Below are 22,571 nucleotides of genomic sequence, written 5' to 3' on the forward strand. Positions count from 1 at the left end.
ATTACCCTTATTGTGTGGAATCGGCTTTTTGCACGATTTGATTTAAAATTTTTGGTAAAGCTTCAAACATCTGAATGTTGTACATTTCATGACGATGTTGGTGATCGATACCCTTCAATCCAATTTCTTGCTGTAACCCATAGGCACCAATTTTTTCAGCTTTATCATTAAATCTGCGCGCACCACTCGCCATAACCAATGTGGCATCGCAGTTGCTTTTGTCTGCATTGCATTTAATGCTGTCTTGTTTCACTTCGATCTTAAACACCGGCTGCAAACATTCATTTTTCGGAATATGGAAATTCACTTTCATATCCTTTTTAAATCCGGCATTTTCAGTCATGCTAATCACTGAATCTTTCAGTGAAGTCTGGCCTTTAAAGCCTGAACCTGTAGCATAAAAAGGTCGTTTCGACTGACTGGTAAAAGCGTGATAAATCAAAGGACCAAAACCATAGAAAGGAATTTCACCGACTTGTTCGGTATGCAAGCCTGGACATAAAACACGGGCTTGTTTTGAATCGCCGACTGGAGCAGAACTATCAAGCAAAATACTGTCACCGGAACGCACCGGTAAACGATCACTGCTGCTGATAGGAAAATCTAATTGTGCTTTCACTTTCGCGCCTTGACGTTCTAGTACAGTGGCTTCCCATGTCGGAATCAGGATATTACGCCCTGCTGCTTTATCTTGATGATAGACATGGACTTTCATGCCGGTAGTTAAGCGCTCACCCGCATCATCAATGGTAATGCTTTGACCACTTGAACCTGAGACTTTTAAATCAGATCGGGTAAATTGAATACCTTTTTGAAATTTTTGACCTAATTTCAAAAGCGCATTTTTCAATACCACCTCTTTACGCGCCTCTAAAGAAAAGCCCATTCCTTCAGAAATAACATCTTTAATATCATCTGTTGCATGGGCTGAATAAATAATACGACCGGAGTGATCAATCATTTCAGCAAAGACTTCGCTATGAAAAACCTGCTGCTGGGTCATTTTTCCGATCCGCTGTTGATAGGCAATCACAGGAACAACATTAATGCGAATAAAAAATTCAGGTAATTCACGCTGATTGATATCTTCACTTTGTGCTAAGGCAGTCTGTTCACTGACACTTTGTGCCATGGCACTATAGCGTCGGTTGACGGGGGTCAAAGTAAAAGATGCTTGCTCCCCCACTGCATCAGAAAAGATTTGCTCGATTAGATCTTTCGATTCACCTTGATAAGTCAGTACATCAACTACCAAAGCCTTTGGCTTATTCATGGCCTGACGCGTATTGGTGGATACTTTGCTAAAATGTTTACTATTACCTGACATTAATACTGGCAAAGCTACAGCGTAATCACTGTCCGCATGAACCACACGAATTAAATCACCGTCTGTCGAACTTAGCTCATCCTGTGCAGCAATACCTTGATTAAAACCTTTATCGAGAACCAGATAAGATTTCCATTGATCGATCACTTGAGTTTCGGTTTCAGAAATTTTAAGTTTCGACTTTAATTCTTGAGTGACCTGTTGCGTCAAGCTCAGTAAAGTACTTTGAAATTTTTGCTTAATCGCTGCTTTTGTTGCAGCAGATTCAATTTCAACAGTGAGTACTTGAATCGGTTGAGACAAGGTTGCACTGTCGCTATAAATGACCTCGCCCGACAATACATTAGTAAGCTTTAAACTTAAGGTGACAGGTAAAAAGATTTCTGCTGTTGAATCTTTATTCACCACATATTCACTGGCACGTATCACTTCTAAAGATGCAACATACGTACGATGTTTAGTCTTTTGTGAAATATTTGCGACGACCTGGTCAGGAAAGCTATTTTGCAGACCCTGAACAAAAAATTGTTGAGCCTGTTTCCGAATACTTTCATTTTGAATAGCTTTGCTAAAATCACAAATAATCGATGAACCATTGGCTTCAATTCGATTTGAATCTTGGCGACACTGTTGCTCTAAACCAAACAGCCCTTGTGATGGATAGATTTGAATATTGGCCTGTGCAACAGATATCGAAAGCATCGACATTGCAAACAAGAGGGCTTTAGCTTTTACTTGCATTGGGTACCACCAATACAAAGTGTAATCGTATTACCTGCCTGTAAGCGTTCTGCACTTGAAAGTGTCGGATTGACTTTACGTAGTGCTTTCGCCAATTCACCTGTAATGGGTTTACTGCTCTTATAAGTCATGGTCAGTTCGACCAGTTTGCCATCCTGTGTACGCACATCAATGTTTTCTGCACCTTCAATTTCTTCAAGTGCCACATACAAATCATCACCTAAACGTGTAGAGACATTGCCTGAAATGCTTTTCACAAAAATGGTGATTTCTTTACCGTACATTGAACGATTTTTAGAGTAGGCAAGAATTTGCGGCCCCACCTGGCTAATGGCTAAATCACCCAGTTTTTTTGCTACATTGGTTCGACATGAATCTGTAGTCGCACCTGTCGATGATTCAGTACGCGTTTCACCGCCCATTAAAGTGCCATCATCTACAGAATAAATTTTAAAACTGACCGCACCATCGCAAACAAACTGTCCTGTTGCTTGTGAACGACCACGGTCATAAATGTACGAACTCCCCGCCATAAACCAATCGGCTTTTTCCTTACGTGCCGCAACTGCCAATTTGGCAAGCTCTGTATCACTTAAAAGCTGTTGAATGGTCAGGCTACGACCTTTCAGGTAAGTACTACGAAAAATATCGGAATCCAACAAGCGTAAATCGTAACGGGAAGCTGCAGCTGAAATCGCATTTAAGGTTTGATTATCATGCTCAGCTTTAGTACTTGGTGTTTGATATTCCACATATTTCACAAAGCTCTGAATATCATTCTGGCGTTCAGATTGACTATAATTTGCCGACTCATTGGCGTTATAACTGCTTGAAGAAGCGGATTTACCTGAGTTGTTGTGACTTGCTGAACGTGCAGAAACGCCTGCGCCAGCCCCATAATAATTGCCATAGGCATAGCCTGATGCCGCTGCAGATTTCCCTTTAGAAGAATAAGAACTGCTGTCACTTGCTTTGGCACTTTCACTCGCTTTGTAGCTAGCATCTTCATCATAGCTATAGCTACGATCGGAGAAATAAGAGGTAAATTCTTTTACCGGTTTAGAATTATCTTTTGGTACACCGAAATACTCGTCCATAACAATCATGATCGGGCTTGAACGACTGTTCTTTTTAGAGAGACCAAAATCATTCAGAATAGAACGAAATTCTTGATCATCCATTTCCAAGCTAATTTGAGTCACTAACTCATTATTGCCTTGAGTCGAACTTCCACGGTTAATGATATAGGTCGGATCAACTTGCTTTACAATTTCATCTAAATACTGTTGTGCCTCACCCATGGCCTGTGGACCATTTATTTTTTTGATCATTGCAATGACGGCATCTGTTTTCGCATTGTTGAATGCTTGGTTACGTGTGCCATTCGGATCTTTTTTGATAATAGCTGCTTTACCCTCACCATTTACTTTAATGATTTCTGCATTGGCGATTTGTCCTGCAAACATACACATGAGCGTCAATACGGTTTTTTTCATCTTTTTACCTTTTTCACTAAAGTTTTTTTTGGGTATTACAACTCTTACATTTTGTTTATTTTTTACGTGATTTATAAATCTACAAAAAACCAACAAATAATAAACGCATTTTAACATTAACTCCATCACATAATTTTATTTTTTATTGATTTTCAACAAATTAGAAATAATTAACCCATTCTTTAGGCTTTCTATACAAAAGAAAATTTCTATATTTAGAAAGCATTTTTAGTGAATTTAATAAGATATTTTATGAGTGTGAGCTATCAAGAATTGAGGAAGTCAATCCAACCCAACAGATCATAATGAAAAGAAAAATAAGAGATGAAGAGGAAAGTGAATAATAAATAGAGAGGCTCTTTATAAAGGTTTTTTTTAACCCGAGATAACCACTAAAAGGCCCTTTCCAAGCTCAGTCCGCAGTTTATTAACCGGATGGGCAATAGGTTTTTGGCGAAAAGAAAAGAAGTGATGTCAAAATAAAAAAAACTGATTAACAGGCTCTTTAAAAAACTCAATGATCTATAAAGTTTTTTTAAATAAACTCTTTTAAGATGGAAAAAATATTTTAATTTCTGGAAAAGTAAAACCTTTACGGGATGTCTCTAAACGCCATGCCACCGTTAACATGACATGACCAAAATTGAAATTTTGATAAGCAAATGTTCCGATTAAAGGATGAGTGCATAATCCTCCATCATAAACAGGATGCACCTGAGTCTCTAGCTCATTTAGATTTAGATGTATACCCAAGCCAGATGCTTTCAATACGGCTTCTTTTGTGGTCCAGACTTTAAACCAATATTCACGATCGTGTTCCAGTTCATTCCAGTGTTGCAATTCATTGGGGTGAAAAGCATGTGCTGCTAAAGCTTCAAATCGTACCTTTCGATCTAAATCTTCAATATCCACACCCAAATCCTGCATATTGCTACTGGTTGCTAAAGCATAATTTTTTTGACTATGACTATGATTAAAATAAAATTTAGGAGATTTAACTAAATACGGTTTGCCATGTTGAGTGGTAGCAAAATCTTCTTGCTGAATCGCTGTATCTAATTGCTGGGAGAGTAATTGATTTCGATAATGATAAATGGCCTGTTTTTGCTGCTGAATTTTAGTCTTGCGATCCAATTCTTTAGATAGAGGGACAATACGCTCAATTGTATCGACATCTACTCGTATCAATCTAGTCACGTGTACACCTTTTCCCCAAAATATAATCACATCTTAAAACAAAAAAGCCCAAAGTAAACTTCGGGCTTTGATGATTAATAGAAGATTAATTAACTTCTAAATTTCTTTTCAGCTTTCTTGAATTTCTGAACATAACGACGTTTACGTGCTGCAATGCGTTCATCCATTTGTGTCTTACGACCTTCAAATGGGTTTTCAGACGTTTTAAAGTCAATACGAACCGGTGTACCTTCAAGTTTGTAGACACGGCGGAACACATTTTCCAAATAACGACGATAATCCGCAGGGGTTTTATCCACCTTATTACCATGTACAATAATCGTTGGTGGATTTTGACCACCCATGTGGGCATAACGCATTTTAATACGTTTACCGCTAATCATTGGCGGTTGATGTGCTTCAGTCGCATCATTCAAAATTTGAGTTAATTTCGCAGGCGAAACTTTCAAATGTGAAGAATCAAAAGCACGGTGGATTGAAGGATATAACTCCCCTACACCAGTACCATGCAATGCAGAAATCAAATGCACTTTAGCCCATGGGATAAAGTCAAAACGACGATCGACATCAAGCTTACATTGCTTGCGGTCGTATTCTGTCATGTTGTCCCATTTGTTGATCGCAATTACCATTGCTCGACCCGCTTCTAAAGCATAGCCAATCAAATGTAGATCTTGTTCAACCACGCCTTCACGTGCATCCAATACCACAATTACAACGTGAGCATCTTTAATGGCTTGCAAAGTTTTCACGATTGAGAATTTCTCAACCATTTCATCTACCTTGCCTTTACGACGTACACCTGCAGTATCAATCAGCGTGTATTTCTGCTCATTCCGTTCATACGGAATATAAATAGAATCACGCGTAGTACCTGGCATGTCATAAACCACAACACGCTCTTCGCCCAGTAAACGGTTGACCAAGGTCGATTTTCCGACGTTTGGACGACCAATCACGGCTAAGCGTAAACCGGTGTTCTGGTCATGCAACTCAGGATCTTCATCCTCAGGAACATCTGCAAGTACATCTTCCAGCATTTGAGCAACACCACGACCGTGGCTTGCTGCAACATGCAATGGTTCGCCAAAGCCGAGTTGATAAAATTCAACTACAGCAGCTTCTGCATGTACACCATCAACTTTGTTTGCAACCAAGTAAACTTTTTTACCTAGGGTACGAAGTTCGCGTGCAATTTGTTCATCTGACGCTAGTAATCCCGCACGCGCATCAACAACAAAAACAATAATATCGGCTTCATTGATGGCTGTTTTTGATTGCTCAGCCATATATGAATCAATACCTGCTTCACTTTCACCGATACCGCCTGTATCAACTACAATGAAGGATTTATTTTGGAATACTGCATCGCCATATTTGCGGTCACGAGTAAGACCAGCAAAGTCAGCAACGAGTGCATCACGACTCTTGGTAATCTGGTTAAATAACGTTGATTTACCGACGTTCGGACGTCCAATTAGCGCAATTACGGGTTTCATAAATTAACGGTTCTGCCAAACGCTTAACGCGCCCTTTCTGGTGGAGACATATAGTTGTCCATCAATTTCGCGTAGTGAACGTACTTCACCACTTGTTTTTGATCGACCAATGAGTTGCCCGGAAGTTGGATCGATTAAGTGTAATACACCATCTAAATCACCAACCACAAGGTCTTGTCCGAGCACAACAGGATTACTGAGCTGACGATTGAGCAAACTATCATTTTGCCATAATTGCTCACCTGTTGTTAGTGCATAAGCAGTGATTTTGCCATCTGCTTGTGCAACAAAAACGGTATTATTCATTACTTCGGGACGTTGAATACTGCTCGCATCTTCACTCCACACCACTTGTTGTGAAGCCAAATCTGTAACAGTCACTTGTCCTTGGAAACTGGTTGTTACAAGAAACTGACCTGCAACAACTGGATCACCATCAATATCATTGAGGCGTTGAATATCTGAACGGCCTTCGCTTACTGCAACACGGCGCTGCATACGCGGTACACCACTGAGTATATCAAGGGCATAAACATAAGCATTTGATGAAGCAATCAATACCGTACGCGGGTCGAGTGCGACCGGCGATGCCATTCCACGTAAGCTAAATTGTACATTAGGAAGGTTATATGTCCAAACTTGCTGACCGGTAGCAAGATCATGCGCATAAACAGTGCCGTCATTACTGACGGTAATCACACGACCGGATTGAATCAATGAAGCAGATAAAATGGCACCCGACAACTGAGCAGTCCACTTTTGCTCGCCTGTCGCTTGATCTAAAGCGAACAGTTGACCTTTCTTATTACCAACAACAACAGTACCTTCACCTGCTTCTACACCAGAGCTTAAACCCTGTTTAGAAACCTTTTTCTCCCAGATACGCTGCTTACCTTGATAAGCCGCAACTTCACCTTTTGGATCTAAGGCAAAGATCACACCGTTATCCACATCTAAACGCAGACGTAATGGATCCGCTTTCGATGTTGATGAAACACTTTGAGAAAATACAGGAACAAGACTTTTGGCTTGAGCCAATTTCGGCAATGGATTCGGTTTAACTTCTTCCACTTTAATTTTATTGGTTGAACAGCCAACAAGTGCGAATGTTAAAATTGTCAGCGCAAACGGTATTTTGTATTTTCTATCCATCATGACTCATCCACTTGTGTTTCTAAAATTGGTCGTTCCACATCAGGATCATCAACTAAAACGCCGACACTTTCGAGTTTAATTTGTAAAATTTGACGTTCTTGCTGACGTTCAACCAGTGCATCCCATGCACTCTTGTACGATTTTTTAGCATTTTCTATATCATTTTTAGCAACATACACATCACCAAGCACTTCATCAGCGGTTGCTTTAAAAGCGGGATCTGTAACTGCAGACAATGTCTTTAATGCATCATCATATTTCTTTTGCGCAAGCTGAGCATAAGCCAAACGGAGTTTAACCACCTGAACCAAGCCTGCATCATCCAGCTTAGAATTTTCAACTTTCTTTAATGCTTTTTCTGCCTGAGCATAATCTGCTTTGTCATAAGCCAGTTTAGCCATCAGCAATTGTGTTTGAATAGCTTGTGCAGAATCTGGGGCTTCTTTTACAATTTTGTCCGCAGTTGCAGATAAGGCATTAAATGCATTGGCATCGCCTTGCGCATTTTTAGCATCATCCATCAACAGTTGAACCTTGGCTGTTTCCATCTGAGATTCAGCCAGGCTTTTCTTCTGCCAATATTCCCATCCGAAAAAGGCAATCAACGCAATTAAAATTCCACTAATCATGGCAGAGCCATATTTCTTAGTGAAAGATTTCAAGCTATCAAGTTGTTCATCATCACTCAATGCGTTCATGTGATTACCCTTTCCTTATGTTTTTTAAGCTTATTTTAAAGAAAATTTTTCAATGAAGAATGGCACAATATTCGCCACAGCAACATCAGTTTGCTCGGCGGTCGCCAATTCTTTCACAGCTACTTGTTGTGCTTCCCACTCACGTTCACCTGCAATCACGGCAAAAATAGCGCCTGATTGATCAGCTTTTTTCATTTGGCTTTTCATCGAACCTTGTGAACCGACTTTCAGGCGAATATTGCTATTTGCCGCTTCGAGCTGGTTACGAATTTGTTCTGCAAGCACCAAGGCTTTACCTTGTGATGCAGGATCCGACAACAAGAATACTTCACAATCACGTACAGGTGTATTGTCTTCAACTTGTTCAAGTAGAAGCAGTAAACGTTCCATGCCCATCGCAAAACCAACAGCAGGTACGGATTGATCAGCCTTGCCTTTCAATTGCCCCACAAGACCGTCATAACGCCCCCCGGCACATACAGTTCCTTGTGAACCCAAGTGCGTAGTTGTCCATTCAAAGACAGTTTTGTTGTAATAATCTAGACCACGAACCAGTTTTTGGTTAATCACAAATTCCACACCTGCATCAGTTAAATACTGCTGCAATTGTGCAAAATGATTCATGCTATCCTCACCCATGAAGTCATGCAGTTTCGGTGCATTTTCAAGAATTTGTTGAGTACGTGCATCTTTAGAATCAAGGATACGCAGTGGATTGGTGCTTAAACGGCGTTGTGAATCTTCGTCTAAATCGCCTTTGTGCGATTCCAAGAATTCTACCAATGCAGCACGATATGCAGCACGTTCGTCTGACTCACCTAAAGTGTTCAATTCTAAACGGACTTTATCCGCTACGCCCATGCGTTTCCACAAACGCGCAGTCATCAAAATCAACTCTGCTTCCATATCCGGTGTAGCGACACCAAATGTTTCCACACCAAATTGATGGAACTGACGGTAACGACCTTTTTGTGGTTTTTCATAACGGAACATTGGCCCGACATACCACACACGGGGTGTCGCACCACGAAGCAAGTTATGCTCGAGCATGGCACGTACACAGCCTGCAGTTCCTTCAGGACGCAAAGTCAAAGACTCAGGTGGATTACCCTTGTCCAAGAACGTGTACATTTCTTTTTCAACAATATCCGTTGCATCACCAATTGAACGTTTGAACAGATTGGTCTGTTCAACAATCGGCAAACGGATTTGCTGGTAGCCATAAGCATCCATTAACGATGCTAAATGTTGCTCAAGACGTCTCCACGCAGCAGTTTGCGTTGGAAGAATGTCATTAAAACCTTTGATTGCGACAATTGAACTCATGATGAACTACGAATAATCTCTTTAGATTTAGCTTTTTCAAGCTCTAGAACACGTTGACGAACCATAGTTTCGATTTCATCAACCAATTGATTGGTATCGATTAAATGACTTTTCTCGCCATTACGATACACCAGTGAACGCGGACTTGCACCTACAACGCCAATATCGGCTTCTTTGGCTTCACCCGGCCCATTCACTTTACACCCAATCACGGATACATCCATGGGGGTACGAATATCTTCCAAACGCTCTTCGAGTGATTGCATCACTTTAATCACGTTGAATTCCTGGCGCGAACAGCTTGGGCAGGCAATAAAATTAATGCCGTTAGAACGAAGTCCCAATGATTTTAAAATATCAAAACCAATTTTCACTTCTTCTTCAGGATCAGCGGCCAGCGAAATACGCATGGTATCACCAATGCCTTCCATCAACAGACCGCCCAAAGCAATCGCTGATTTAACTGAACCGGTACGATAAATACCTGCTTCAGTCACACCCAAATGTAATGGATTATCGATTTGTGCTGACAATAAACGGTATGCGTCCATAGTCAAAAACACGTTCGATGCTTTCACTGAAATTTTAAATTCCTGAAAATCCAGACGGTCTAAAATATCAATATGACGCATCGCAGATTCAAGTAACGCTTGACCTGTCGGTTCGCCATATTTTTTCTGAATATCTTTTTCCAGTGAACCGGCATTCACACCAATACGCATGGAAATATCGTTGTGACGTGCCGCAGCAACCACTTCACGAATTTTCGCTTCAGAACCGATATTGCCCGGATTAATACGCAAGCAATCTGCACCTGCATCGGCAACAGCTAAAGCAATTTTATAGTCGAAATGAATATCGGCAACCAATGGCACATTGACTTGCTTACGAATTTCACCAAATGCAGCTGCTGCTTCCATCGATGGAACAGAAACACGCATGATGTCCGCACCGGCATCGGCACAACGTTGAATTTGCGCAACCGTTGCAGCAACATCACAAGTTTCGGTATTGGTCATACTTTGGATGCTAATCGGTGCATCACCACCCACATAGACTGAACCAACACGAATTTTACGAGTGGGACGGCGCTTAATCGGATTTTCAATCATTAATATCGCTCTTCTCTTTACCCATTAACGTGACAAGCGGAAGTCTGCTTTGCCATCCACTGTATAAGGTGACAACGCAATATTTTCATTATTTAAAGTTAATGTTACAGCCGATGCATCATCAAGGCGAATCTGGAACGGTGTTTCACCATTTAATTTCACTGTCGATGCTTGACGACCTGTTGCCAGAACTTTACCGGTTGAATCTACAATATGAACAGAGGTTGGACGACTAAACTCAAGTTCCAACTGATCACCTGAGACAGCCGTTGAATTATCTAGATTCAACACTTCCACATCGGATTTTGCTGGTGCAATTTCTTGGCTATCATCATCTTTATTTGACGACAAATTTTGCACAGCCATCACAGCAGCAACTACAGCAACCAATACCACTAAAGCAATGATGATACGTTTTAACCACTTCTTATTGCGATCACGATTCGAACCTGGGAGTTTACCCATGATTTTAATCGGTGAATTATTTAAGGCATGATTTGGCAATAACCCGGTATCATTTTGATAAATCTCATCAAAACGCTGGATGATCGCTGTTGCATCGACCTTTAAATATTTCGCATAAATACGATAGTAACCTTTAATAAAGGTCGCTTCCGGCAAAGCTTTATAATCATCTTGCTCTAAAGCTGTCAAAGTTTTCACTTGCATGTTCAAATCTTTGGCAGCGTCATTTAATTCACGCTTTTGTGCAATTCGAATTTGACGTAAGTACTCACCTGGACGCTGAACATTTCCTAATGCATTGGGTGCTACGCTTGAACCATTTGATTGCTGTGAATTAGGATTTACTTCCATACGGCCTCAGTACTGTACTGTAATTGCAGATAACGTTGGTATTCCGGACTCTCTGGAAAGAGTGCACGTAATTGATTGACAAGTACCTGCATTCCCATTGTGTCACTATTTGCCCGTGCATTTCGGATACCAATCCAGAGCGCACGCGCACCTTGATTCTTTTGACCTACACCACGCACAAACTGTTCATACAACTGTGTCGCAGCAGCGGTCTGCTGTTTCAAATAAAAAATTTCGGACAACTCTAACATTGAAATGTAGGAATCACGATTTACTTGTAGGGCTTGTTTGAATGATTTTTCAGCATTCGCCATATCACCCAGTTTTAAATAAATTCGTCCTACATTTTCAAATGCTTTATAGCGCTGATCATAACCCAATGTTGTCGCCGCTACATTGAGTTGCTCAATCGCATCATTATAACGCTCAATTTGATACAAATAAGTACCGTAGTTGTTACGCGCTTGTGCATTTTTCGGATCAGCAGAAATGGCGCGCTTAAAATATGCTTCCGCCTTATCCATACTGATTTTACTGCCTTCTTGTTGCAGTAAAATCCCCATCATCATATTCGCAGCGGAATCTCGAGAATTCATTTCAAGCGCTTGGTCTAAAGTACGCTTTGCAGAATCCAGATCACCCGATTTGATATATTCTGCAGCCAATTGAGTGCGAACTTTAACTGCTTTTTCTGGATCTTTCTTCACCATTGTTGTCGGTGTCTGACAAGCAGTGATAAAAATAGCAGACATACAAATCGTTGTAATAAAAGCTAATTTATATGCGGGCTTTCTCAATTGGCGTCCCCTTTTATTATCCTTGAGAGCGCATAATCTCATTACTTTGCGCAATTTTCTTTTTCCACTGTTCCGCACGACGGGTACGGTCAGCCACTTGACCCACTAACTGTCCGCACGCAGCATCAATATCATCACCACGTGTCTGACGAATCGTACACACAAAACCGGCATCAGACAAAGTTTTTTGGAAAGAAATAATGCGGTTACGGCTTGAACGACCGTAGGGTGCATGCGGGAATGGATTAAATGGAATTAAATTAATTTTACTTGGTAAATTTTTGAGTAACTTAATCATTTGTTGTGCATGTTCAGGATGGTCATTCACGCCATCCAGCATCACATATTCGATGGTCACATGTTTACGTGAACTTTCATTACCATCTTTAGCAATATAACGCTGACATGCGGCAATCAATTGCTCTAACGGATATTTTTTATTGATTGGAACCAATTCATTACGCAGTTCATCATTTGGCGCATGTAAAGAAATGGCAAGCGCCACATCAATATCTTTCACCATTTGATCGATTTTCGGTACGACACCTGAAGTCGATAAAGTCACACGGCGTTTAGACATGCCATACGCAAAATCATCAAGCATGATGCGCATTGAGCTAAGAACAGCATCGTAGTTCAATAAAGGTTCGCCCATCCCCATCATCACTACATTGGTCACTGAACGCTCGCGTTCTGCAACAGGCACTTCTTCCATATAAGAATAGTTTGCCATCCACAACTGACCAATGATTTCTGCAGGGGTTAAATCACGCTGGAAACCTTGTTTACCGGTTGAGCAGAATGAACAGTCCAGCGCACAACCCACTTGTGAAGAAATACACAAGGTTTTACGTAGACCAGTTTTGTCTTCTGCGGGAATCAGCACGGTTTCAACCAGTGAACCATCACCATCACCGACACGGAACACCCACTTACGGGTACCGTCCTTAGAATAGTTACGGTGTACCACTTCTGGCGCTCTGACTTCACAAATCTGTTCTAGTTTTTCACGAAGTTTGCCTGAAATATTGGTCATTTCAGCAAAATCAGTCACAAAAAACTGATGAATCCATTTCATCACCTGACCCGCACGAAATTTCTTCTCGCCAATATCTTCGAAGAATTTTTCCAGTTGCGGACGTGACATGCCGAGTAAGTTCACTTTTTCCACAGCATTTTGCTGTGTCGGAGTGGATGGAGATGGTTGCTGTGCATCAGAAATTGCTGATGTAGCGACGACTTCAGTACTCATGTGTAATTACCTAAACCATGTCTAAAGATGAAAGGAGAAGCTCAATAATCGAGCAAAGTGTTATTCAGAGAATAAAAAAACCAGATAAGTATAATAACACTTATCTGGCTTGAATACTTCGAATTAACGAGTACGTGGGCAGATCTCAGTTTGAGCGAAGAAGTAGTTAACTTCACGATCAGCAGATGCAACTGAGTCAGAACCGTGAGCAGCGTTTTCGTCGATGCTTACAGCGAAATCTGCACGGATAGTACCAGGAGCAGCTTCTTTAGGGTTAGTTGCGCCTAAGATATCACGGTGAGCAAGAACAGCGTTTTCGCCTTCAAGAACAGATACTACAACAGGACCAGAAGTCATGAACGCAACAAGGTCACCGAAGAAACCACGTTCTTTATGCTCAGCGTAAAAGCCTTCAGCTTCAGCTTGAGTCAAATGTTTCATTTTAGTTGCAACGATTTTAAGACCAGCTTTCTCAAAACGAGCAAAGATGTCACCGATGTTGTTTTTAGCAACTGCATCTGGTTTAACGATAGATAAAGTACGTTCGATAGCCATGATTGGCTCCTTATGTCAATTTGACGAGAAAATTTTGCCGCATTATACCGAGATAATCAGCAAGTATCAGCTTTTGATATGTAAAAAGTTGCTTTTTTCGATTTACTGATTAACGAACTTCATCAATCCACGCCATTTGAATCCCTTCCAACAAACCTTCAGTCGATTTTTCTGGGTCATCCTTGAAGTCTGGCAATGCACAAACCCATGCATGTAGGTCTGTAAAGCGAATCCATTGTGGATCGACATCTGGATGTGCTTCAGAAAGCTCAATGGCAAGATCAATAGTGTCAGTCCAACGTAAACCCATGGTTATTCCTAAGCGCTAAATGAATGTCCTACTTTAACAAATTCCTAAAATCGAGAGATAGTTTTTCGATTTTTAAAAAGACATTTTTATAACACGATATTTAAAAATGGCGCGGTAAAAATAATTCCTGTTGCAACCAACACACCGATCAATGCACCCACAATCACATCACTCGGATAATGCAATCCCAAAACCATACGGGATATGGCAACCAGAAGCGTAAAAGGCAACATTAAAAGAAGTAACACCGGCTGAATATAGCCCATCACTGTACTCGCCATGACAGCATGCAAGGTATGCCCAGAAGGAAAGCTAAAGTGATCTAGCGGTTGCTCTTGCAATAAAATCACTTGATGCACTTGATAAGGTCGAGGACGTGTAGTTTTTTGTTTCAAGATTTTATAAATTGCAGAACCTACAGATCCACTAATCAAGATATATAGCAACTGCTCAATATAAAACTTATCTTCCAATACCCAAAGACTGGCCAACATCAGGCACCAAAACAAACCATTGCCGAGACGACTAATGATCTTAAAAAAATGGGCTACCGTATGTGAATGTGAAAAATGATTCAGATACATACATCCTTTTAAGTCGAGATCTAACATCGTTATTATTGCTTTTTTTAATTTCATGATGATTCTCCTTTAAGCATCTGCTTAAAATTCAGGATGTCATTTGCATCTCTTTGGCAACTCCATATAGTGCCTGTTCAAACTGTCGTACAGGATGTTGCCATCCTACATTCTGTACTGCTTCACGGGCTTTTACCCCCATGTATTTCAACTGTTGATTATTCGGTAATTGATAAATTGACTGAATCAGTTTATCCATCTGACCTAAAGGACTTAACCAACCTGTTTCATCATTTTTCACATGTAAATGCGCACTGGCATAATCATAAGCAATCACGGGCAAACCACTTGCCATAGCCTCAAGCATCACATTCCCAAAGGTTTCAACTTGGCTGGCGAACACAAAAACATTAGCACTTGCATAAGCTTGAGCTAAATTCAAACCAGTTAAATTTCCCGTAAAAATAACATCATGACTTTGGCATAATATTTCCAGACGATTCCGATCTGGTCCATCACCGACAATCACAAGTTTTACATCATTCTGAGCCACTTGCTTCATAGCGATATAGGCTTTCACCACGACATCTATTTCCTTCTCGGGAGATAGTCGTCCTACATACAGCATCACCCTGGTTTCTGAAGTAGCCTTCCACTGTTGACGCAAAGCATCTGATCTATGTACCGGAGAAAAACATGCAACATCCACACCACGTCCAACAATAGCCAAAGGACAACGAACACCAAACCTTCTTAAAATATATTCTGTATCTTTACTGGGAATACATGTCAGTTGTGTATTGTTATGAAACCAACGTAAATAGTGCTGAATAGGCTTAACTAAAAAAGCCAAATCGAAGAAGCGACTAAATTCTTGAAAAGGTGAATGAAAACCACTTGAAATAGGAATTCCTTTGGTTTTTGCAGCCTGCAAAACACTCAAACCCAAGGGTCCTTCGGTAACAATATGCACAACGTCTGGTACAAATCCATCCAGTGCTTGTGATACTTTTAAAAATTGTGGCCAACCAAATTGAAGACTTGGATATTTAGGAATAGATTGTGCTTTGACTAGACACTCTTTACTGGGTGTAAAGTCATGACAAGACCCCTGTTGCTCTGGTCGAATCAGTAAAATTTTATGACCTTGTTTTTGTAAACCTTTACATAATTGTAGTAAAGATAGTGCCACCCCATTAGTTTCTGGAGGCCAAGTTTCAGTAACGATGGCTATTTTTAGGCGTGGACGAACCAAGTCTTTTAAAACCTGGATGTCATCACACAAAATATCTTGTTTTCTTTGCTTAAAATAAAATTGAAAACTTTCTGGAAAATCTTGTTGTTTTAGCAGACTGGTCGCATACAAATTTGTCATACAACACCTATGTCGTTATTTTAAACTTAGCTTAGATGTTATTTCTTTCAGTTTGATGATTTTTAGATGACCGTTTATTGACATATTTCATGAGGTAAAAATTAAGAAAATAAAGTATCCCCCCATGTAACCCAATAGTTAAATACAGCTTAACTACCAACCTATATTCATAAGAATCCCTACATTCACTTATATTAATTTATAAACTCAATAAAATAATAAACTTACGCAAACCACCTTCTAAGGTGAACTATTTGAGACAGATCTTAAATTATCGAAATAAATCTCATACTATCTACTATTTTTTCTATTTATATGTTCAAAAAAATCTATGCAAGTAGGCAACCTATTTAACAATCAATTTTACATTAGAATGAAATATCAACTGAAATTCTATCTCGATACATACCTGCAGGAACACCACTTAAGGGATTATCTTCAAGTTGTACAGATATAATATATTTTTGTCTTTGTGCTCCGGCCTGATGAAGGTGCACTCCCCACAAATTTTGATTTGCTCCTCTCAGATTTAACTTTGTCCGTAATTTATAAGAACCATTGGATATATAACTCATCCCATTTGATGTGATTAAATTTTGACTATTAAATAAAATCGAATAACCCGTATTACATGAAATATTAAATGAAGTTGCCGATTGACTACGCTGATAACTTGCCAGCCGCATTTCTGAGTTGGTAAATCCATCAATTGAGCATTGTTGAGCAGCAACCATTTCACTCATCAATGTACCTAAAATTATTAAAATGAATTTATTCATTTTCAACTCCTATTTACATACAAGGCTCAAAACTTGATTACCTAAATTTTCGAACTGATTCTGACTAAGCACAAATTGAGACTGACATGGTGCCCCCCCTCCTTGAGTTTTCACTATAAGGTTGTAGCGATCCGGCTTAGATACATACAAATAGACTATTCCATCACTATCAATAAAATATGGCTCTGTAGACATACCCTCTACTTGAACTTCTGATCCTGCTAATAAATTTTTTCCATTGATATCTTTTATATTTATAGCAATACGTTTTGTTTTATGAATTGGAAAGTCTATTTTATATCCACGTTGATCTAGTCCAACCAGCTTTTTAGAAGAATTTTCGAAAGTTTCTTCCATAGGCAGCTGATTCTGATCAAAAGAAATATCATAATTTATATAAGGAATAATATGATGTACAAACATGTACCCTTTATCATTGGTGCTACCGACCAAAGATGAGGATTTATAAATATCCAGATCTGGATGATTATTTACATTAACAAGTGCAAAAGCATTATCGGCATATTTAGTTAATGCAGCTTTATTACCTAACCAAACCAATGCACCCTCAAACATGGCTTGTGAAACCCGATTATCCTCATATTCATCATGAGAAACTCGTAAATTACCAATATCTGTTTTCCATAAACCATAAGCATTATAATTTATTTCATCTTCAATTCGGTTTACACCTAACACATAATCAAAACCATTTTGTGTCATCGTTGTTTTTCTAAAACTTAGTCGGGTTTCATCACTTTCAGTATCATGGTTTAAATTTATTTGACCTTTTTCTACCCAGTCATAATTAAATGCAATATTAAACCCATAGTCCTCATCATCTCCAAAATCTTTAAAAAAACCGAAAGTTGAATATAAGTTATTGGTCAAATTTTTTCTTGCAATAATATCAAAAATTTTACGATCATCAGGGTCAAAATTGTTAGAAGAATAATTTGTCTGATCAATATAACTTATATTCAGTCCATCTATATATTTAAGATTATAAAAATTAAAATAAACCAGATTGGAGGTTTTAATATTGGAATTAAATTCTTCATCGCTAATATATTTATATTCTTCAGAAAAAAAATGACTACTGATTCCAAATGACCAATTTATAAAATCTCGGCTAAGGGATACAGTCGCGCCATATCCCTGCTCATTTTCAGCATCACTTACTGCAAAAGCAGTATCTAAAAGTACAAATTTACTTAATGCTTGAGTCCATAATAAACTGGCATTACTTGCCTTTTCACTATATAAAATATCCCCCCCTAAAGTAGTGGATGAAGTAATTCCTCGCCGAAAAAATAACTTTGAAAAAAAATCTCGGTAATCATCGTCAACCTCATCATAGTTATATCTTAATTTACCTAAAGAAAAATTATATTCATTTAATTTAGGTTTTAATAATAGATTATTGATATAAATAGGAAAGCTCCGAACAGTTCTATTCCCCAAAATATCTTCCACAACAATTTGAGCACTTCCTGCCTGATTAATAAGTGCACCTGTAGGTAGTGAGTAATTACCTGGTGTCACAGAATTTTTATACAATTGAATGCCATTAAGGTATAAATCAACTGTAGAAGGTAGAGCAGCACTGCCTTTTAGAGTAGGTGCATTCCAATAAATAAAATCTGGACGATCTGTATAATTTGTTCCAATACTAAGTCCCCCAAACCGAAATGAGTTATTCAAAGTATTGTAAGGGCTTGTGGTATCCCCCAAGGTTAATATTAAAAATTTTTCAGGAAATTCAATATCCAAAGTACTATTTACCCGAAGCAATTTCTTTTCGAATTCATTCGGATTATTTCTGTATAGAAAAGAATTTTTTAATAACCAATAATCTTTAAATACTCCTAGTTCAGAGAAAGTATTAAAGTCCTGTTCATAATCATCTTTACTATAAAAAAGACTATAATTCAAAAAACCACCAAAATTTGCTTTTTCTGGGGGGGTAGTGGTATTCAAATCATATTGAGTATCTTCAAAATAATCTGGTGGAAAATGTATTTTTATTGCTTGTAAAGCCTGATCATCTTCAAATTTTACTTCAGGTGAATTTAATAAACAAAAATCTTTTTTTATAGAATCTTTGCTCAATTTCTCAACACGTACTCCCACATTTTTTAATGCCTGGCATTCAATAAATTTTTTTGCATCTTTTGAAAAAGTTACCGCTTCCGTTTTATAATCAAGGCCATTGATCCAAATATTTACAATGACCATTTCCCCTTCCTGTTGTTGATTTATCTTCTGATTAATATCTGCATTTACATAAGTAAAACTAATACCACAAACGATCATTGTAAGAATTTTAGTAGCCTTCATAGCCCTATCCTTTTACTGAGTATTCCAAATACTTCTCATCCTTATCAGTTTTAATTTTAATTTTTAACTCATCATTATTTTTAATTTCTCCAAGTTCAAGCTTGATCCGATTCCCTCCTAGAACATATTGACCTAATTTTTTTTTCAAAATTTCATTATTTTTATTATCTATTACAAGAATTTCGACAATTTTGATATGCGATTTAGCCAAATTATCAATACTTAAATAAGCTTGGTTGTCCATTTTTTCTAATTTTAGATTTAACTTGGGATTTACTTGTTTTCCAGCAAATAATGGTAAGGAAAAATTAAATAAAAAATTAATCGAAGAATTATCCTCCTCAATAGGGGTAACCTCTTTAAAAATAATACGCCATGTTTGCTCTTGATCCATATTCGCTAATGGTTGACTAAAACCAACGCGTACAATTTGTTTACTTTCAGGTTTTAATTCAAATGTTTTAGGATTAAATAAAAGTGTTTTATCTTCCTCTAAAATATCTTCGCCTTTTTGATCTTGTTTCCATTTTACTGCAGAAATTTCAAATACCCTCGACTTCGTTAATCCAGTGCTTTCGACGCTGACGGTCGTACTTCTTTGCCGAGTAGAATCCTGAATATATAATTGTATAGGGTTAAATTTTATTCCTGCAGATACAGAAAAACTTAACAAAAGTAATCCACAAAAACCCATTATTTTTTGCATTATTATTCACCCCAAATATATAAAATTATTTTTCTGCTATAAAGGCTAAAAATAGGAGATGCTGAAACGCACCTCCTATATGACACTTTTTGAAATAGAGAATCTTTTAATCTAGAATTTAATTTCTACACCATAAGTTCCCTTATAATTACCGGCATATGTCCCAATACCAATGTTTCGGGCATAAGCTTTAACACCATAAGTGTGCTCTCTTCCATCCCAATTCACCGTAGAACCATTGCGGTATGTAGCACCCCCACGTCGAGTCGTGTCGACACTTACTGGCACAGAGCGACTACCATTTACCAATGTTGAAGGTGGTGTAATAGCTAAACGATAATCCGCATTGGTACGTACAGCAAAGGTTGTGGAATCGGTATAATTATTTTGTTCTGTAAGTACAAGAGTTGAATCTGCAATATCAAGATCACAATGCTTAGGAACTTCTAATACAATATCAATTTTCCCTTTACAATCATGACCACAAGCAGATTTTCCTGGTTTATGTGGTTGACTCCCCGGACCTCCTGGACCTCCTGGACCTCCTGGACCTCCTGCATACACACTTGTTGCACATACACCAAAGGCTAATGCTGCTAATGCTGCTTGTATTGTTTTATTCATAACTTTCTCCATTTCTTTTTTTAAAAGAATGTATATAAGAATGTATATATATTTAATTTTAACAATTACGTTTGTAACTCTTCTTATTATGAGTAAGATTTCGTAATCGTTAAGCTATCTTATTACTATTGATATAAAAATTTTAAAAATGTTATTATTCACAATATTTTTTTATATTTTAATTTTTAAATTACATTCACAGCTATAGTGTTATTTTTATTAATATTTAATCTATTAAACAATAAGATACAATTTAAATTTGTTTCCAGTTATGTCAAAAAATAACTAAATGTTTCTCAAAATATATTAATAAAAAGTTAAATACATAATTTATATATTTTTTTTAAATCATTTTAGTATTACATAAAAATAGAATAAGTTCACACAATTTACAAAAGAGTGTATTTAATTCCTTATTTTTTAATAAATATGTGATTTATTTTTTAATTTTATGTTCTTTTTCAAACAATGAAACATTAACAGAACTTTATAGTCAAATTCTAAATACTGAGGATATTATAAATTAAGTTACTGATAAATATATCATAAAAATAAAAAACCTGCTTTATATAGCTTTATTTTAACAAAAATACTGTCATAATTATTAATTCTTTTGATTGTGTTTATTTACTTCCAAGATTTTCTGAACCGTAAGTGATCGTACTTACTTTAATTCAGTATGTAATATTTTGAGAATGATTTTTCGAGAAATTACACTGTGGTATTAATTAGGGAATTAATTATAAAAAATTTACAATGAATATTCATTTAATTATAAATTTTAAATTTCTGCTTTACAATTAAATAGCATTTAATCGTCAAAAAAGCACAAAACCGACTCATTTAAAAATAAAATATTTAAAAAATAATAATTTAAACAAAACAATACTCTTAAATTATATTTATATAAAAAATTTAACATTAAAAGGCTTAAATCTATAATTTAACATAAGCCTACACATACCATAACAATTTTATTAAAAGGTCATATTTATTCCATCCGATTTAACAACCCTTTTTGCACTTGGTATAATTGCCCCTCCCCAAAATCAATTTGTTGTTTTTCTCCATGTAAATTTGGAAATCCCACAATCTTTTCAAGTTGTGGTGAGCGCTGAAATTTTTGGGTTTTGGGGTTAAACATCCAGTAAATATAACGTTTATCTTGAATAGTTCGTTCTTCTGAAATATCTGACAACACAATGTCATAATATCCATCAAAATTAACATCCATATAACCAATACTTTTCGGAAATGCAGTAAATCCTGTCAGAGTTTGTGCAACATTGTTATTATTTTTATTCACAATATCTATTCGTTTGAGTATTGAACCATAGGGCTGATTAATATCTTCCAGACCATAAAATTTAAAAATGAAATTTGGTTTATCTGAGACCTTTATTGCAGGCTCAAACTGAATAGATTTTCCCAAAGTATCATCACCTTCAGCAAACATCGCCTTAAGATCACCGCTATCGGCATTAAGCATCCCTGATAATTGATAAGTCTTATTTGTTATATTTTCAGAGTCAGCATCAACAGATTTTAAATTCAACTGATCGCCTTTTTGCAATCCTTTTAAATTGATTGTCTGCTCTTCACCAAGGTCATATAAAGTGGCATGTGGATTCCAAATACCAGCATACAGACTAAGAAAATAACGTCCTTCGGTCGATTTCAACATGCGTTGCATGGAAACACGAACATTATTGAGTGGCTTGTATTCTGGAGCATTTAAAACTGTTTCAGCCGGACTTAGGTTAGAAAAACTCAACGCAGCAATACAAAGCAATAATTTAGTTTTCATTGTTCAGCACACTCAATAATGCGGACGATTATGAGTACTGTATCACAAAAAAACCGCTCAATTGAGCGGCCTTTTTGTATC

Annotated in this window: 20 protein-coding genes; all 20 read right to left on the reverse strand. The window is 37.7% G+C overall.

Annotated features, from left to right (window positions below; translation table 11 throughout):
* Nucleotides 1-7: 7 nt before the first annotated feature.
* Complete coding sequence (locus tag B9T23_RS02870; RefSeq protein ID WP_086192920.1) at nucleotides 8-2,068, reverse strand: hypothetical protein; 2,061 nt, start codon at nucleotides 2,066-2,068, stop codon at nucleotides 8-10.
* Nucleotides 2,059-3,564 (reverse strand): hypothetical protein, encoded by a 1,506-nt coding sequence (locus B9T23_RS02875; protein ID WP_086192921.1) that lies wholly within the window; start codon nucleotides 3,562-3,564, stop codon nucleotides 2,059-2,061. The genes B9T23_RS02870 and B9T23_RS02875 overlap by 10 nt, the downstream gene beginning before the upstream one ends.
* 549 nt (nucleotides 3,565-4,113) lie before the next feature.
* Nucleotides 4,114-4,761, reverse strand: coding sequence for a 4'-phosphopantetheinyl transferase family protein (locus B9T23_RS02880; protein WP_086192922.1), 648 nt, complete (start codon nucleotides 4,759-4,761; stop codon nucleotides 4,114-4,116).
* A gap of 89 nt (nucleotides 4,762-4,850) precedes the next feature.
* Nucleotides 4,851-6,260 carry a ribosome biogenesis GTPase Der gene (der, locus tag B9T23_RS02885; RefSeq protein WP_067722004.1) on the reverse strand — a complete coding sequence of 470 codons (1,410 nt, stop codon included), beginning with the start codon at nucleotides 6,258-6,260 and terminating at the stop codon, nucleotides 4,851-4,853.
* A gap of 3 nt (nucleotides 6,261-6,263) precedes the next feature.
* Entirely contained in the window at nucleotides 6,264-7,412 is a 1,149-nt protein-coding gene (gene bamB, locus B9T23_RS02890; protein ID WP_067722006.1) for an outer membrane protein assembly factor BamB, read from the reverse strand.
* Nucleotides 7,412-8,113 (reverse strand): YfgM family protein, encoded by a 702-nt coding sequence (locus tag B9T23_RS02895; protein WP_086192923.1) that lies wholly within the window; start codon nucleotides 8,111-8,113, stop codon nucleotides 7,412-7,414. Before B9T23_RS02895 ends, bamB begins: the two co-directional genes overlap by 1 nt.
* 30 nt (nucleotides 8,114-8,143) lie before the next feature.
* Complete coding sequence (gene hisS, locus B9T23_RS02900; protein WP_086192924.1) at nucleotides 8,144-9,439, reverse strand: histidine--tRNA ligase; 1,296 nt, start codon at nucleotides 9,437-9,439, stop codon at nucleotides 8,144-8,146.
* Nucleotides 9,436-10,551 (reverse strand): flavodoxin-dependent (E)-4-hydroxy-3-methylbut-2-enyl-diphosphate synthase, encoded by a 1,116-nt coding sequence (gene ispG, locus B9T23_RS02905; RefSeq protein ID WP_067722009.1) that lies wholly within the window; start codon nucleotides 10,549-10,551, stop codon nucleotides 9,436-9,438. The genes hisS and ispG overlap by 4 nt, the downstream gene beginning before the upstream one ends.
* 24 nt (nucleotides 10,552-10,575) lie before the next feature.
* On the reverse strand, nucleotides 10,576-11,367 hold the full coding sequence (locus tag B9T23_RS02910; RefSeq protein WP_086192925.1) for a helix-turn-helix domain-containing protein: 792 nt from the start codon (nucleotides 11,365-11,367) through the stop codon (nucleotides 10,576-10,578).
* Nucleotides 11,358-12,119: a type IV pilus biogenesis/stability protein PilW gene (pilW, locus tag B9T23_RS02915; protein WP_086192926.1), complete on the reverse strand. Its 762-nt coding sequence runs from the start codon at nucleotides 12,117-12,119 to the stop codon at nucleotides 11,358-11,360. Before pilW ends, B9T23_RS02910 begins: the two co-directional genes overlap by 10 nt.
* Before the next feature lie 61 nt (nucleotides 12,120-12,180).
* A complete protein-coding gene (gene rlmN, locus B9T23_RS02920) occupies nucleotides 12,181-13,416 on the reverse strand; it encodes a 23S rRNA (adenine(2503)-C(2))-methyltransferase RlmN (RefSeq protein WP_067722015.1) in 1,236 nt (411 codons plus the stop codon).
* A gap of 123 nt (nucleotides 13,417-13,539) precedes the next feature.
* Nucleotides 13,540-13,971 carry a nucleoside-diphosphate kinase gene (gene ndk / locus B9T23_RS02925; protein WP_067722016.1) on the reverse strand — a complete coding sequence of 144 codons (432 nt, stop codon included), beginning with the start codon at nucleotides 13,969-13,971 and terminating at the stop codon, nucleotides 13,540-13,542.
* 109 nt (nucleotides 13,972-14,080) lie between these two features.
* Nucleotides 14,081-14,281, reverse strand: coding sequence for a Fe-S cluster assembly protein IscX (gene iscX, locus B9T23_RS02930; RefSeq protein ID WP_086192927.1), 201 nt, complete (start codon nucleotides 14,279-14,281; stop codon nucleotides 14,081-14,083).
* 86 nt (nucleotides 14,282-14,367) lie between these two features.
* On the reverse strand, nucleotides 14,368-14,919 hold the full coding sequence (locus tag B9T23_RS02935) for a phosphatase PAP2 family protein (protein ID WP_086192928.1): 552 nt from the start codon (nucleotides 14,917-14,919) through the stop codon (nucleotides 14,368-14,370).
* Between the two features lie 31 nt (nucleotides 14,920-14,950).
* Nucleotides 14,951-16,234 (reverse strand): glycosyltransferase family 4 protein, encoded by a 1,284-nt coding sequence (locus B9T23_RS02940; RefSeq protein ID WP_086192929.1) that lies wholly within the window; start codon nucleotides 16,232-16,234, stop codon nucleotides 14,951-14,953.
* A gap of 368 nt (nucleotides 16,235-16,602) precedes the next feature.
* Complete coding sequence (locus B9T23_RS02945; RefSeq protein WP_067722022.1) at nucleotides 16,603-17,013, reverse strand: hypothetical protein; 411 nt, start codon at nucleotides 17,011-17,013, stop codon at nucleotides 16,603-16,605.
* Nucleotides 17,014-17,022: 9 nt separating this feature from the next.
* Nucleotides 17,023-19,353 (reverse strand): fimbria/pilus outer membrane usher protein, encoded by a 2,331-nt coding sequence (locus tag B9T23_RS02950; protein WP_086192930.1) that lies wholly within the window; start codon nucleotides 19,351-19,353, stop codon nucleotides 17,023-17,025.
* 4 nt (nucleotides 19,354-19,357) lie between these two features.
* Complete coding sequence (locus tag B9T23_RS02955) at nucleotides 19,358-20,059, reverse strand: fimbrial biogenesis chaperone (RefSeq protein WP_228145893.1); 702 nt, start codon at nucleotides 20,057-20,059, stop codon at nucleotides 19,358-19,360.
* Nucleotides 20,060-20,170: 111 nt separating this feature from the next.
* Entirely contained in the window at nucleotides 20,171-20,683 is a 513-nt protein-coding gene (locus B9T23_RS02960) for a hypothetical protein (RefSeq protein WP_086192932.1), read from the reverse strand.
* A gap of 991 nt (nucleotides 20,684-21,674) precedes the next feature.
* The gene (locus B9T23_RS02965) at nucleotides 21,675-22,490 is read right to left on the reverse strand and encodes an XAC2610-related protein (RefSeq protein WP_086192933.1); all 816 of its coding nucleotides are present in this window, start codon (nucleotides 22,488-22,490) and stop codon (nucleotides 21,675-21,677) included.
* Between the last annotated feature and the right edge of the window lie 81 nt (nucleotides 22,491-22,571).

This window comes from Acinetobacter terrae, from assembly GCF_002135195.1.
In the GTDB taxonomy this organism is placed as follows: Bacteria; Pseudomonadota; Gammaproteobacteria; order Pseudomonadales; family Moraxellaceae; genus Acinetobacter; species Acinetobacter terrae.